This is a genomic window from Streptomyces sp. NBC_00078 (genome assembly GCF_026343335.1).
Classification (GTDB): domain Bacteria; phylum Actinomycetota; class Actinomycetes; order Streptomycetales; family Streptomycetaceae; genus Streptomyces.
Genome location: NZ_JAPELX010000001.1, coordinates 3,914,655 through 3,928,741, shown reverse-complemented (window position 1 = coordinate 3,928,741; position 14,087 = coordinate 3,914,655). Strand labels below are relative to the sequence as shown.

General features: G+C 71.9%; 11 protein-coding genes. All 11 read left to right on the top strand.

What is annotated here, in order from left to right; all coding sequences use genetic code 11:
- Window positions 1–14: 14 nt before the first annotated feature.
- The 11 genes from acnA (at window position 15) to OOK07_RS18170 (ending at window position 14,044) form a co-directional block, all read left to right on the top strand.
- The gene (gene acnA / locus OOK07_RS18220; protein ID WP_266797430.1) at window positions 15–2,744 is read left to right on the top strand and encodes an aconitate hydratase AcnA; all 2,730 of its coding nucleotides are present in this window, start codon (window positions 15–17) and stop codon (window positions 2,742–2,744) included.
- A 106-nt stretch (window positions 2,745–2,850) separates the two neighbouring features.
- Window positions 2,851–4,038 (top strand): phosphonoacetaldehyde reductase, encoded by a 1,188-nt coding sequence (locus tag OOK07_RS18215; RefSeq protein WP_266797428.1) that lies wholly within the window; start codon window positions 2,851–2,853, stop codon window positions 4,036–4,038.
- A complete protein-coding gene (gene hepD / locus OOK07_RS18210; protein WP_266681571.1) occupies window positions 4,029–5,360 on the top strand; it encodes a 2-hydroxyethylphosphonate dioxygenase in 1,332 nt (443 codons plus the stop codon). Before OOK07_RS18215 ends, hepD begins: the two co-directional genes overlap by 10 nt.
- A 10-nt stretch (window positions 5,361–5,370) precedes the next feature.
- Window positions 5,371–6,381, top strand: a complete 1,011-nt coding sequence (locus tag OOK07_RS18205) for a C-terminal binding protein (RefSeq protein WP_266797427.1) — start codon at window positions 5,371–5,373, stop codon at window positions 6,379–6,381.
- Window positions 6,382–6,435: 54 nt separating this feature from the next.
- Window positions 6,436–7,377, top strand: coding sequence for a phosphoenolpyruvate mutase (gene aepX, locus OOK07_RS18200; protein WP_266681567.1), 942 nt, complete (start codon window positions 6,436–6,438; stop codon window positions 7,375–7,377).
- Entirely contained in the window at window positions 7,374–8,576 is a 1,203-nt protein-coding gene (gene aepY, locus OOK07_RS18195) for a phosphonopyruvate decarboxylase (RefSeq protein WP_266681565.1), read from the top strand. The genes aepX and aepY overlap by 4 nt, the downstream gene beginning before the upstream one ends.
- The gene (gene phpF, locus OOK07_RS18190; RefSeq protein ID WP_266797425.1) at window positions 8,573–9,127 is read left to right on the top strand and encodes a phosphonoformate cytidylyltransferase; all 555 of its coding nucleotides are present in this window, start codon (window positions 8,573–8,575) and stop codon (window positions 9,125–9,127) included. Before aepY ends, phpF begins: the two co-directional genes overlap by 4 nt.
- A complete protein-coding gene (locus OOK07_RS18185) occupies window positions 9,108–10,442 on the top strand; it encodes a CMP-5'-phosphonoformate--3-phosphoglycerate phosphonoformyl transferase (RefSeq protein WP_266797424.1) in 1,335 nt (444 codons plus the stop codon). Before phpF ends, OOK07_RS18185 begins: the two co-directional genes overlap by 20 nt.
- The gene (locus OOK07_RS18180) at window positions 10,439–11,635 is read left to right on the top strand and encodes an enolase-like domain-containing protein (RefSeq protein ID WP_266797423.1); all 1,197 of its coding nucleotides are present in this window, start codon (window positions 10,439–10,441) and stop codon (window positions 11,633–11,635) included. The genes OOK07_RS18185 and OOK07_RS18180 overlap by 4 nt, the downstream gene beginning before the upstream one ends.
- A gap of 64 nt (window positions 11,636–11,699) precedes the next feature.
- Window positions 11,700–12,587: a carboxyvinyl-carboxyphosphonate phosphorylmutase gene (gene bcpA / locus OOK07_RS18175; protein ID WP_266797421.1), complete on the top strand. Its 888-nt coding sequence runs from the start codon at window positions 11,700–11,702 to the stop codon at window positions 12,585–12,587.
- Window positions 12,588–12,643: 56 nt separating this feature from the next.
- Window positions 12,644–14,044: an aldehyde dehydrogenase family protein gene (locus tag OOK07_RS18170; RefSeq protein WP_266797419.1), complete on the top strand. Its 1,401-nt coding sequence runs from the start codon at window positions 12,644–12,646 to the stop codon at window positions 14,042–14,044.
- The last annotated feature ends 43 nt before the right edge of the window (window positions 14,045–14,087 follow it).

The window sequence follows — 14,087 nt, the reverse complement described above, 5'->3', positions numbered from 1 at the left end:
GCGGGTGATGATTGATGCATTGCAGAAACGCGCGGCAATCTGCGGAGGAGGACTGTGTGAGGCGTCGGTCCCGGAAAGCGGAACACCCCGACAGTTTCGGAGCTCGCGATGTCATCGACGTAGCGGGTGAGTCTTTCGAACTATTTCGGTTGCCGAATGCGGTACCGAATGCCGAAAATCTTCCGTACAGTCTCCGTATTCTCCTGGAGAACCTGCTGCGGCACGAGGACGGTGTCCGCGTGGACGCCGGCCACGTCAGGGCGCTGGCGGCGTGGCACCCGCAGGGGCCCGCACCCGAGATCCTCTTCCATCCGGCCCGCGTGGTCATGCAGGACTACAGCGGTGTTCCGTGCCTGGTCGATCTGGCCGCGATGCGGGAGGCGTTCGTACGGCTCGGGGGACAGCCCGAGGTACTCAGCCCCCGTATCCCCGTGGACCTCGTCGTGGACCACTCCGTGATGGCCGACGTGTTCGGTACGCCGGACGCCTACGCCCGCAACGCCGCCCTGGACCACACCCGTAACCGGGAGCGCTACGAACTGCTGCGCTGGGCCGAAGCCACCTTCGAGCGGCTGCGCATCGTGCCGCCGAACACCGGCATCATCCACCAGGTCAACCTGGAACGCCTGGCCGGTGTGGTGATCGCCGACGACACCGCGGGAATGCCCGCGCTCTACCCGGACACGGTCGTCGGGACCGACTCGCACACCCCGATGATCAACGGCCTGGGGGTGCTGGGCTGGGGAGTCGGCGGCATCGAGGCGGTCGCCGCGGTGCTGGGCCAGCCGATCTCGCTGCGCGCGCCCCGGGTCATCGGCTGCGAGCTCACCGGCCGGCCCGCGGACGGAGTGACGGCGACCGACATCGTGCTCACCCTCACCGAACGGCTGCGGTCACACGGTGTGGTGGGCTCGTTCATCGAGTTCCACGGCCCCGGCCTGGCCGCGCTGAGCGCCGCCGACCGGGCCACCATCGCCAACATGTGCCCGGAGTACGGCGCCACCTCCGCGCTGTTCCCCGTCGACGACGAGGTCCTGCGCTACCTGCGTGCCACCGGCCGGACCGCACGCCACCTGGCCCTGGTGCGCGCCTACGCCGAGAACCAGGGGCTGTGGTACGACCCCTCGGCGGCGGCCCGCATCCGGTACAGCGAGCGCCTCTCCTTCGACCTGGACTCGGTCGTCCCCTCGATCGCCGGCCCCCGCCGCCCCCAGGACCGGGTGCCGCTGGCGACAGCCCGTACCGCCTTCGCCGAGGCCGTGCCCGACGTCACCGGCGGCACTCCGCGCCGGGCCGAGGTCGTGGCACCGGACGGCAGCCGGCACACGCTCGAAGACGGGGCCGTGGTGCTGGCCGCCATCACCTCCTGCACGAACACCTCCAACCCCGCCCTGATGATCGCGGCCGGACTGCTCGCCAAGAAGGCCGTCGAGTTCGGCCTCCAGCCGCGCCCCTGGGTCAAGAGCACCCTCGCACCGGGCTCCGCCGCCGTGATGGAGTACCTGGCCAGGGCCGGTCTGGACACGTATCTCGACAAGCTCGGCTTCAGCCTGGTGGCCTACGGCTGCACCTCCTGCATCGGCAACTCGGGGCCGCTCCCGGAACCGGTGGCCGGGCCCGTGCGCGAGTCGGGTCTGGCCTCGGTGGCCGTGCTGTCGGGCAACCGCAACTTCGAGGGCCGGATCAATCCGGACGTCCGGATGAACTACCTCGCCTCACCGCCGCTGGTGGTCGCCTACGCCCTGGCCGGGACGATGGACATCGACCTCACCACCGACCCGATCGGCGTGTCCCCCGACGGCCGCACCGTCACCCTGGCCGACATCTGGCCCGACGGCCGGGAGATCGACGAGGTGGCGCGGACGGCGATCGGCCCCGACACGTACACGACGATGTACGACTCCCTGATGGCCGGCGACGAGCAGTGGCGCGCCCTCCCGGCGGAAGGCCGGCAGCTGTACCCGTGGTCGGACAAGTCCACCTACATCGCACCGCCGCCGTACGCCGACATCACGGCCCAGCCGCCGCCCAGGGGTGACATCACCGCCGCCCGGGTACTGGCCGACCTCGGTGACTCGGTCACCACCGACCACATCTCGCCCGCCGGCAGCATCCCCGCGCACTCGGCGGCCGGCGCGTACCTGCGCGGCCTCGGGGTGCCGCCCGAGGACTTCAACTCCTACGGCGCGCGGCGCTGCAACCACGAGGTCCTGCTGCGCGGCCTGTTCTCCAACGCCCGGCTGCGCAACCGGTTGGCCGCAGGAAAAGTGGGCGGTTACACGATTAATCACCTGACCGGCGAGACGACCACCCTTCACGAGGCGGCCCTCGCCTACCGGGCGGCGGGCGTTCCCCTGGTCGTCCTGGCCGGACGCGAGTACGGCACCGGGTCCTCCCGGGACTGGGCCGCGAAGGGCCCGGCCCTGATCGGGGTCCGCGCGGTGATCGCGGAGTCCTTCGAACGGATCCACCGGTCGAACCTCGTCGGGATGGGCATTCTGCCCCTGGAGTTTCCCGCCGGGCAGAATGCCCGGACGCTCGGTCTCACCGGTGCCGAGGAAATCGACATCAGCGGCGTCAAGGATTTCGCGGAATCCCTGCCGCGTACCGTCCGGGTGACCGCGGGAACTGTCTCCTTCGATGCCGTGGTCCGGGTCGACACGGCCATGGAAGCGGAATTCATCAGACACGGGGGAATCCTGTCGTACACCTTGCGCGACCTTCTCGAATCCGGCGGCGCATGACCGGGGGCGTTTTTCCGACCGAGGCGTTTTTCTGACCGTATTTCTCGGCCTTGGAGCTCGTAACACGATCATGCGAGAGAACGAGCGAAGAAAGGGTGTGACTCCCGTGACCGGTACGGCACCCGGAGCCCTCGTGGTGGCCGAGGGCATCGGCGAGATCGCTCGGGTCATCGAGCGCCTGACCGGCCCGCCCCGCCGAACCCCGCGGGTGGCCCAGGTCGTGGGTCCGGGCTTCGCCGGACGGTCCTGGGCCCCCCGGCTGACGGACGCCCTGCGCCCTCTCGATCCCACGGTCGTGGTGCACGAAGGACCGACCACTCCGGACAGTGTCGCCACGCTCGTCCGTCAACTGCGGGCGATCCGGGCGGACACGGTGGTGGCGATCGGCGGCGGAACCGTCATGGACGCGGTGAAAGCGGCGGCAGCCCTCTCCCAGCGGGGTCCGCTGGACGCGGACCAGGTCCGCCAGGCCTGCGCGGCCGGGCCGGTGCCCGACGATCCCACCGCCCCGTTCAAGGTCGTGGCGATCCCCACCACCGCCGGGACCGGCGCCGAGGCCACGCCCTTCGCCACCCTGTGGGACCTCCGGCACCGGCGGAAACTGTCGCTCACCGGACCCGGCGTACGCCCGCGCGCCGCCGTGCTCGCCCCCGAGCTGCTGGCCGGACTCGGGCGCCGCGACCTCGCCACGGGCATCCTGGACGCCCTCTGCCAGGGGGCCGAGGCGTCCTGGTCGATCCGCTCGACACCGGAGTCGATCCACTGGGGCACCTCCGCCGTGACCCTGGTGGCCGAGGTCCTCGACCGCGTCCAGGACGGCACCCCGGACGGCGAGGCATGGCTCGGTCTCCAGCGCGCCGCCCACCACTCCGGGCGGGCCATCGCCCTGGCCCAGACCTCCTCGTGTCACGCCATCTCCTACCCCCTGACGCTCCGGCTGGGCCTGGCCCACGGCCACGCCTGCGGGGTGACGCTGGGCCGCCTGCTGCGCCACAACCACGCCGTGTCCCCGGACGACTGCGTCGATCCGCGGGGTGCAGGCCACGTACGCCGGGTGATCGACTCCCTCGCCGCACCGCTCGGCGGCACGCCGGCCCGGGCCGCGGCCCGAGTCGAGCGCTTCATCGCCGCCTGCGGACTGCCCTCCTACGACGAACTCGCCGCCGACCACCGGAGGGTGGCGGCCGAAGCCGTGTCGTACCCCCGCTGCCACGACAATCCCCGCCGGCTGAACCACGAGTCCCTCAGCCGGCTCCTGGGCGAACGATCGGAAACGGAGGAGATATGCGGATAGACCCGTTCAAGGTCGCTCACTGGATGAACGCCCGCAAGTACACGGCTGCCCAGACCGCCGACCGCGCCGGGCTGCCACTGGACGACCTGCGCCGCCTGCTCGGCGACGAGCGACACGATCTCGGCCAGGCGGCGGCGGACGCCCTCGCCGGGGCCCTGAGCGTCGAACTCTCCCAGCTGGCCGGCGAAGCACACCGCGATCTGACCGTGGTGCACAAGTCGGCGGACGACATGCACGCCTCCCGCCGCCCCATCCAGCGCGACGGCATCCACTTCTACAACTACTACACGCTGGCCGCGCCGGAGGGCCGGGTCGCCCCCGTGGTGCTCGACATCCTCTGCCCGGCCGACCGGCTGCCCGCCCTCAACAACGGCCACCTCGAACCGGCCATCACCGTCAACCTCGGCCCCGGGGACATCAACGGCAGGTGGGGCGAGGAGATCACCCCGCAGAACTGGCGCGTCCTGCACGCCAACGGGGGCACCGACCGCTGGATCACCGGTGACTCCTACGTCGAGCCGTCGTACTGCCCGCACAGCTACTCGCTGGCCGGCGACGCACCGGCCCGGATCGTCTCCTACACCGCCCAGTCGAACATCTCCCCCCTGATGACGGAGGCCAACGGCTGGTCCGCGGAAGCGTTCGAGGAGGCGCTGAAGGCCCTGTCCGGCAAGGTGACCGCCGGCTCGGTCCTGGACCTCTTCCTGGCCCGCCGGGTCCACACCCGCGCGTCCGCCGCCGAGGCTGCCGGAGTGAACCCGGCCGACCTGGAACAAGCACTGCGCTCGCCCGACTCCGCGGTGGGAACGGACGTGCTGCGGCGGCTGGGCAGGGCCGTCGGCTTCGACTACCGGGTCCTGCTGCCCGCCGACGACCAGCACGACGGAGTCGGCAAGACCTGGACGACGGTCGACGACTCCCGCCGCTCCCGCCGCGCCTGGGGCACCTACGAGGCCGCCTCGATGGCCTCCGCCGCCCACCTGCCCGATCTCGTCGGCACCTTCCTGCGGGTCGACTCCGACGGCGGCGCTGCCGACCTGATCGACCACGCCGAGAACCACTACATCGTGACGGAGGGCCGGCTCACCCTCGAATGGGACGGACCCGACGGCCCCTCCTCGGCGGCGCTGGAGCCCGACGGCTCGGCATGGACCGGCCCCTTCGTCCGGCACCGCTGGCACGGCACCGGCACGGTGCTGAAGTTCGGCTCCGGCGCCCACCTCGGCTACCAGGACTGGCTGGAGCTGACCAACACCTTCGAGCCCGCGGCCACGCTGCGCCGGGGCCGGCATGACGTCGCCGGCTGGGGTTACGACAACTAGGAGGAGACCCGTGCGCGTCGTCTACACCGACCCCGCCTGGGCTCTGGACGCCGACGGGCGTCCCGACCCCGCCCTGGCGGCCGTCGAACGCTCCGTTCTCGGCCCGGACGCCGACATCGAACTCGGCCTGTTCGAGGACTCCTACGTCACCTCCGGGGACCGCTTCCTGAAGTTCGTGCGTGGGGCGGACGCCCTCGTCATCTACCGGTGCCAGGTCACCCCGGAACTGGTCGACGCAGTCTCGCCGGGCTGCAAGGTCGTCGCCCGCAGCGGCGTGGGCGTGGACAACCTCAACGCACCACTGCTCGCCCGCACCGGCATCATCGGCTTCAACGTCCCCGACTACTGCGGCGACGAGGTCAGCACCCACACCCTCGCCCTGCTGCTGGCCCTGGAGCGGGGGGTCAGTGTCCAGGACCGTCTGGTGCGGGCGGACCGGTGGGGCATCCACCGCGGCGGCATCCCGCGCCGTACCTCGGCTCGCACCGTGGGCATCGTCGGCTTCGGCCGCATCGGCCGCGCCACTGCCCGCAAACTCCAGGCGTTCTACGGCCAGGTGCTCGCCGTGGACCCCCATGTCCACGCCGACGTGATGGCCGGCCACGGCGTCGTCCCGGTCGGCTCTCTGGAGGAACTACTCGAACGCTGCGACGCCGTAGTCCTGCACACCGCGCTCACAGACGAGACCAGGAACCTGATCAGCGGTTCCGCACTGGACCGGGTGAAACCGGGCGCCTTCCTCGTCAACACCGCGCGCGGTGCCCTGGTGGACCCCGGCTGTGTGCTGCGCGCGCTGGAGAGCGAGCGCCTCGGCGGGTTCGCCTCGGACGTCTTCTCGCCCGAGGACCCCAACCAGTCCCCGGTCGCCCGCAAGCTCCTGGAACGCGACGACGTGATCGTCAGCTCCCATCGCGCGTTCCTGTCGGCGGAGTCGGAGGAGAGCCTGCGCCGGCGCGTCGCCGAGGGCGTTCGCTCGGTTCTGCGCGACGACATCCCGCCGGCCGAGGGCCGTGTGGCCTGAGAGCCGGTGAACAACCCCATGAATTCCCACGCACGTTCCGCAATGGAGGAACCCATGAACGCGACGGAGCAGACAGCGAGTGACGGTTCGGCCACCCCGGGATCCGTCGGCAGCACGCTCAAGGAGTTGCTGCACGGCCCCGGCACCTGCCAGCTGATGGGCGTGCACGACGGGCTGAGCGCACGGATCGCCGTCGCCGAGGGCTTCAAGGTGCTGTGGGCCTCCGGTCTGTGCATGTCCACCGCGCGCGGTGTCCGGGACAGCGACGAGGCGTCCTGGACCGAACTGCTCACCCTCGTCGGCACGATGACGGACGCCGCCCCCGGCGTGCCCATCCTCGTGGACGGGGACACCGGCTACGGCAACTTCAACACCGCCCGCCGCTTCGCCGCCCGCGCCGAACGGGTCGGCGCGGCCGGTGTGTGCTTCGAGGACAAGGTCTTCCCCAAGATGAACTCCTTCTTCGGGGACAGTCACCAGCTGGCCCCGGTAGGGGAGTTCGCCGGAAAGATCCGGGCCTGCAAGGACACCCAGCGCGACTCCGACTTCGTGGTGGTGGCACGGACCGAGGCCCTGATCTCCAACCTGCCGATGGAGGAGGCGCTGACCCGGGCTCACGCGTACGTGGAGGCCGGCGCCGACGCCCTGTTCATCCACTCCCGGATGAGCACCCCGCAGCAGATCGCCGAGTTCATGGAGCAGTGGGACGGCAGCGCGCCGATCCTCATCGCCCCCACCACCTATCACACCCCCTCCCTCGACGACTTCGCGGCGCTGGGCGTCGCCGGATGTATCTGGGCCAACCACAGCATGCGGGCGGCGTTCTCCGCGATGCGTGACGTGTGCCAGCAGATCCGGACGGACCGCGGCATCTTCGGGGTCGAGGAGCGGGTGGCCCCCCTGAAGGAGATCTTCGGCCTGCTCGACTACGAGAGCCTGGAGAAGGACGAGAACCGCTACACGCAGGCCCCCGGCCTCGCGCCGGTGCAGGGATGATCGGCGCGGCCGACATGGTGGCCGGCCTCACCGGCCTCGGCGTGACGACCGTCGCCGGAGTGCCGTGCTCCTATCTGACACCCCTGATCAACCGGGTCATCAGCGACCCCGGTACCCGCTATCTGACGGTCACACAGGAAGGCGAGGCCGCCGCCGTCGCGGCGGGCGCCTGGCTGGGCGGCGGACTGGGCTGCGCCATCACCCAGAACTCCGGCCTCGGCAACATGACCAATCCGCTCACCTCCCTGCTTCACCCCGCGCGGATCCCGGCCGTTGTGATCACCACCTGGCGGGGACGCCCCGGTGAGAAGGACGAGCCCCAGCACCACCTGATGGGCCGTGTCACCGGCGACCTGCTCGACCTGTGCGACATGGAGTGGTCCCTGGTCCCCGGCACGGCGGACGAGCTGCGCACCGCGTTCGCCGCCTGCCGCGACTCGCTGGGACGCCGTGAACTGCCGTACGGGTTCCTGCTTCCCCAGGGAGTCGTCGCCGACGAGCCCCTGGACGAGACGGCGCTCACGTCCGCGGCGGGACAGGTGATACGGCACGCCCGGACCCGTCCGCCAGGCGCCCCGCCCACCCGGATCGCGGCCCTGGAACGGCTGCTGGCCGAACTGCCCCGCGCCGCGGCCGTGGTGTCCACCACCGGCAAGACCAGCCGGGAGCTGTACACCCTCGACGACCGCGACCAGCACTTCTACATGGTTGGGGCGATGGGTTCGGCGGTCACCGTCGGCCTGGGCGTCGCCTTGCACACGCCCCGGCCGGTCGTGGTCGTCGACGGCGACGGTTCGGTGCTGATGCGGCTGGGCAGCCTGGCCTCCGTCGGCGCCCACGCGCCCCGCAACCTGGTGCACGTCGTCCTCGACAACGGCGTCCACGACTCCACCGGCGGCCAGCGCACCCTTTCCTCCGCCGTCGACCTGCCCGCCGTGGCTGCCGCCTGCGGTTACCGCGCGGTGCATGCCTGCGCGTCCCTGGACGACCTGTCCGCCGCCCTCGCCGCGGCACCGACCGCGGACGGCCCCACCCTCGTACACCTGCCGATCCGCCCCGGCTCGCTGGCCGGGCTGGGACGGCCGAAGGTCACCCCGGCCGAAGTGGCGCGCCGGTTCCGGGCGTTCGTCACCGATCCCCCGTCCGCGCCGCCCGTCGGTGCCGGCGCGGGCGCACCCGGCACGGGGGTCGGCCGATGAGCCCCCCGCAGGTCGTCGAGACAGGCGTCATCCACGGGCGGTTCCAGCCTCTTCATCTGGGCCACCAGGAGTATCTGCTGGCCGGCGCGGAACAGTGCCGCACCCTCGTCGTGGGCATCACCAACCCCGATCCGTGGACCACCGCCGAGGAGACCACGGACCCCGAGCGCGGCATGCCCGAGTCCAACCCCTGCACGTTCTACGAGCGCTACCTGATGGTGGAAGGCGCGCTGACCGAGGCCGGGGTCTCACGCGAACGCCTGCGCATCGTGCCGTTCCCGCACAGCTTCCCGGAGCGGCTCGCGCACTACGCGCCCGCGGACGCCCGCTACCTGGTCACCGTCTACGACGACTGGGGCGACGCCAAACTCGACCGCTTCCACGCGCTCGGGCTGCGGACGGAAGTGATGTGGCGCCGTACCGACAAACCGATCAGCGGCGGCCGGGTCCGCCGGTCGATCGCCGCAGGGCAGCCCTGGGAGCACCTGGTGCCGCCCGCCGTCGCGAGGGTCGTCAAGGAGTGGGGAATCGATGAGCGCATCCGGGGCTGACACCCGCACCGCCGGGCCCGACGGGACACCGCCCGCGGGGCGGCTGTTCATCACCGTCCTGTGCGGCGGCGCCGACCGGCCGGTGGCGGAACTGGGCGGGCTCACGCCCTTCGAGGCGGCGGCCACCCCCCACCTGGACGCACTCGCCAGGCGCGGAAGCTCCGCCGCGCTGGAGGTGATCGCCCCCGACGTGCCCCCGGAGTCCGACTCGGGCGCCATGGCCCTGCTCGGCTACGACCCGGTGACGCACTACACCGGGCGCGGGCCGCTGGAGGGGCTGGGCATGGACTTCTGGCAACCGGACGGGTACTCCGTGGCGTTCCGGGTCAACTTCGCCAGCTGGGACCCGGCGACAGGGCGGCTGGACCGGCGCACCTCCCGGGACCTGGACGAGGACGACCAGGCCACCCTGGTCGAGGAGATCACCGGCCAGGTGTCCCTGGACGACGGCGTCACCTTCCGCCTCACCGGATTCGGCCGCCACCGCGGCATCCTCGGCCTGACCAGCGACACGGTTCCGCTGTCCGGGAAGGTGACCAACACGGATCCCGGGTTCGTCAGCCGGGGTCCGTTCGGCGTCCCCGTGAACGCACCCTCGGCGACCCCGGCGACCTGCGTGCCCTTCGACGAGGACCCGGCCGCCGCGACCACGGCGGAGCTGGTCAACCGGTTCGTCGCGGCCAGTGCCGAGGTGATGCAGCGCAGCGAGGTCAACGCACGCCGTCGCGCCCTGGGCCGGCGGCCGGCCAACCTGCTGCTGGTACGGGACGCGGGGGACACCCTGCCGCGACTGGCCGACTTCACCGAACGGACCGGGCTGACCCTGTCCATGTACGGGCAGGTGCCTGCCGAGCGCGGCCTGGCCCGACTCATCGGGGCACGCTTCACCAGCTCCCGGCCGGCCCGCGGCCAGAGCGAACCCGACTACTACCGGGAGCTGTTGCCCCAACTGCTCGCCGACCCCGCCGACGCGGTGTTCGTCCACATCAAGGGCCCGGACGAGCCGGGACACGACGGGCGCCCACGCGACAAGGTCCGGGCCATCGAGGAGATCGACGCGCACTTCGTCGGCCCGCTGGCCGACGCGCTCACCGCAGTCGACACCCTGGTCGTCACCTGCGACCACGCGACCCCGTGCGAGCTGGGCATCCACAGCCCCGACCGGGTGCCCGCGGTGGCAGTCGGCCCCCGGATGGCCGCCGACTCGGTGGCGGACTTCGGCGAGAAGGCCGCGCTCGGCGGCCAGTTGGGCGCCTCCCGCGCCAGCGACCTGCTCTCCGTCCTGCTGGCCGGGCCCGACGGAGGACGCGGATGACGATCACCTCCCTCAGGCTGCGCGGCATCCTGGACTCCCGGGCCCAGGTGACCCTGGAGGCCGAGGTCACCCTGGACTCCGGTCACACGGGGACGGGATCCGCGCCCCGGGCGATCGCCCCCGGCCGGCTGGAGCGGCGCCGCGGCCCGGAGCCGGTGCTCGGCCCGGTGACCGCGCCGGCACTCGTCGCCGCGCTCACCGGCGGCACCGTCGACGACCAGCGGCAGTGCGATCAGCGGCTCGCCGAGGCGTACGAGGCGGGGGAGGCCGGCGCGGACCTCACCCTCGCCGTGTCACTCGCCTACGCCCGGGCCGCCTCGGCGTCCCGGGGCATCCCCCTGCACGCACACCTGGGGGAGCAGTACGGACTGACAGGCCTGGGCCTGCCCCGGCTGATGGTCAACGTGTTCTCCGGGGGCATCCACCGCGAAGGGCCGCCGCGCGGCTGCCAGCAGGTGATGGTGCTCCCCGCCACCGGCCGCATCCACACCGACATCGCGGTGGCGGACCAGGTGTTCACCGCGGCGCACCGGGCCGTGGAACGCCGCTTCGGCCCCATACCCCTCTCGGCCTCCAGCGGACTGCTGGTCCCGCTGGACAGCGAGGAGCAACTCGCCCTCCTGCAGGCCGCGGTGGCCGAGGCGGGCCACACCGAGCTGTGCACGCTGGGCGTGGACGTGGCCGCGGAACACCTGGTCACGGAGGACGGTCGATACCGCTTCGGTGACCGGGAGTTCACATCCCCCGAGTTCGCCGACCACCTGTCACGGCTGGCGCGCCGGTTCCGGCTGACCTTCCTGGAGGACCCGTTCGATCCCGCCGACGACGTCGGCTGGGCCCGGCTGCGCGGATCCCTGCCGCGGTCCACCAGCGTGGTCGGCGACGACCTGTTCGCCACCGACGCGACACGGATCGGGCCAGGCCGGGCGGACGGCATCCTGCTCAAGCTCAGCCAGGCGGGCACCGTCACCGCCACGCTGGCCGCGGCCGCGGCGGCCCGTCGGGCGGGGATGCTGCTCGCCGTCTCCCACCGCTCCGGGGAGACCGAGGACACCGCGATGTGCGACCTGGCCGTCGCCGTCGCGGCGGAGCTGATCAAGGTGGGCGGACCGCGCCGCGGCGACCGCCTCGCCAAGTACAACCAGCTCCTCAGACTCGACGAGTCCCTGGCGGGCCTCGTGACGGCTCCCTGACCCCCATGACCCGTCGGCGCGGTCTCGCGCCGGCTCGACACAAGGCACTCCGAGGAGAAAAGAGATGGCCGTGACCAAGGCCCGTACGTTCCGCGAGCTGATGAACGCCCCCGAGATCCTCGTCGTCCCCAGTGCGTACGACGCCCTGAGCGCCAAGGTCATCCAGCAGGCCGGCTTCCCCGCGCTGCACATGACCGGCTCGGGCACCTCCGCCAGCATGCTCGGCCTGCCCGACCTGGGCTTCACGAGCGTGTCGGAGCAGGCCACGAACGCCAAGAACATCGTGCTCGCCGTGGACGTGCCGGTGATCATGGACGCCGACGCCGGCTACGGCAACGCGATGTCGGTGTGGCGGGCCACCCGGGAGTTCGAGCGGGTCGGCATCGTCGGCTACCACCTGGAGGACCAGGTCAACCCCAAGCGCTGCGGGCACCTGGAAGGCAAGCGGCTGATCTCCACCGAGGAGATGACCGGCAAGATCGAGGCGGCCGTCGAGGCACGCGAGGACGGGGACTTCACCATCATCGCCCGCACCGACGCCCGTGAGTCGCTCGGCCTGGACGAGGCCATCCGTCGCTCCCGCGAGTACCTCGCCGCCGGCGCCGACTGCATCTTCCTGGAGGCGATGCTCGACGTCGACGAGATGAAGCGGGTGCGCGACGAGATCGACGCCCCGCTGCTGGCCAACATGGTCGAGGGCGGCAAGACCCCCTGGCTGACCACCAAGGAGCTGGAGGCGATCGGCTACAACCTGGCCATCTACCCGCTGTCCGGCTGGATGGCCGCGGCCTCGGTGCTGCGCAAGCTCTTCGCCGAGCTGAGGGATGCCGGAACCACCCAGAAGTTCTGGGACGACATGGGCCTGAAGATGAGCTTCGCCGAGCTGTTCGAGGTCTTCGAGTACGAAAAGATCTCCGAGCTCGAGGCCCGGTTCGTGCGCGACCAGGACTGACCACCCGCCCCGCCCCCTCTCCCCCCTCCTTCGGAACCCCTGGCACGGGAGTCGTCATGTTCGTCAACGGAGCACTGCAGCCGGCCCGCCACCACACGACCGTGTACGACCGCTGGACGGGAGAGCCCATCGGGTCCGTTCCGCGGGACGGTGCCGAGGAGGCGGCGGCCGCCGCCTCCGCACTGGCCACCGGCCGCCGTGCCATGACTCCCCAGCAGCGGTCGGCCGTCCTGGCCCGGACGGCCGGCCTGCTGCAGGCCCGGGCGGAGGAGTTCTCCGCCCTCATCACGGCCGAGTCGGGGGTGTGCCGCAAGGAGACCCTGCGCGAGGTGGCGCGAGCGGCGGGGAACCTCAGGGTGGCCGCCGCGGAGGCGGAGCGGATCCGCGGCGAGTCCATCCCGTTGCCCGACGCCACCAGACTGGCGGTGACCCTGCCCGAACCGGTCGGGATCGTCCTGGGCATCACGCCCTTCAACCGCCCGCTCAACCAGGTCGTGGTCAAGGCCGCCCCGGCCCTGGCGGCGGGCTGTCCCCTGCTGCTCAAGCCGTCGGAGAAGACCCCGCTGACGGCGCTGGCCTTCGCCGAGCTGCTCGTGGAGGCCGGCTGCGCCAAGGACATGCTCGCCGTCGTCACCGGCGAACCGGGCGAGCTCGGCCCGCTGCTCGCCGCCCACCCGGACGTCGCCATGGTGACGTTCACCGGCAGCGTGGCCACCGGCCACGCGGTGGCCGCACAGGCGGCGGGCAAACGGCTGCTGCTCGAACTGGGCGGCAACGACCCGCTGTTCGTGCTGCCCGACGCCGATCTGGCGCACGCCGCACGGCTGGCCGCCGACGGTTCGTGCGCCACCGCCGGCCAGTCCTGCCGCGGCATCAAACGGATCTTCGTCTGGGAGGAGGTGGCCGACGAGTTCACGGCCCTGCTGGAGTCGGCGGTCGCCGCCAAGCGAGCCGGTGACCCCCGCCGGGACGACACCGACCTCGGCCCGCTCGTCAGCGAGGACGCGGCCCTCGTGGTGGAACGCCGCATCGCCCGGGCTGTCCGGGACGGCGCCCGACTGGTCACCGGCGGCGAGCGCGACGGTGCGCTGGTGCGACCCGCCGTGCTCGACCGGGTACCGCCCGACACCGAGTTGGTGACCGAGGAGACCTTCGGCCCGGTGGCACCGGTGATACGGGTCACGGACACGGACGAGGCGGTACGGCTGTCCAACAGCACCGCCTACGGCCTCCAGGCCGGAGTCCTCACCCAGGACAGCGCCCGCTTCTGGGACATCGCCGCCCGGCTCCGGGTGGGCGCGGTGAACCTCGGCGAAGGGCCCCACTTCGACTCCCCGCACATTCCGTTCGGCGGCGTGAAGGCCAGCGGGGTCGGGCGTGAGGGCATCCGCTACGCGATCGCCGAGATGACCGCCACCAAGACGGTCACCCTTCCCGGCCCCTACGGAACCAGCTGACCCCAGGCCAGGCCGGCGTCCCGCGCCGGGTGTGTGAGAGGAG

Coding starts and splice junctions, on each gene's coding strand:
- acnA (WP_266797430.1), top strand. CDS start 15: ATGCATTGCAGAAACGCGCGGCAATCTGCGGAGGAGGACTGTGTGAGG.
- hepD (WP_266681571.1), top strand. CDS start 4,029: ATGCGGATAGACCCGTTCAAGGTCGCTCACTGGATGAACGCCCGCAAG.
- aepX (WP_266681567.1), top strand. CDS start 6,436: ATGAACGCGACGGAGCAGACAGCGAGTGACGGTTCGGCCACCCCGGGA.
- aepY (WP_266681565.1), top strand. CDS start 7,374: ATGATCGGCGCGGCCGACATGGTGGCCGGCCTCACCGGCCTCGGCGTG.
- phpF (WP_266797425.1), top strand. CDS start 8,573: ATGAGCCCCCCGCAGGTCGTCGAGACAGGCGTCATCCACGGGCGGTTC.
- OOK07_RS18185 (WP_266797424.1), top strand. CDS start 9,108: ATGAGCGCATCCGGGGCTGACACCCGCACCGCCGGGCCCGACGGGACA.
- OOK07_RS18180 (WP_266797423.1), top strand. CDS start 10,439: ATGACGATCACCTCCCTCAGGCTGCGCGGCATCCTGGACTCCCGGGCC.
- bcpA (WP_266797421.1), top strand. CDS start 11,700: ATGGCCGTGACCAAGGCCCGTACGTTCCGCGAGCTGATGAACGCCCCC.
- OOK07_RS18170 (WP_266797419.1), top strand. CDS start 12,644: ATGTTCGTCAACGGAGCACTGCAGCCGGCCCGCCACCACACGACCGTG.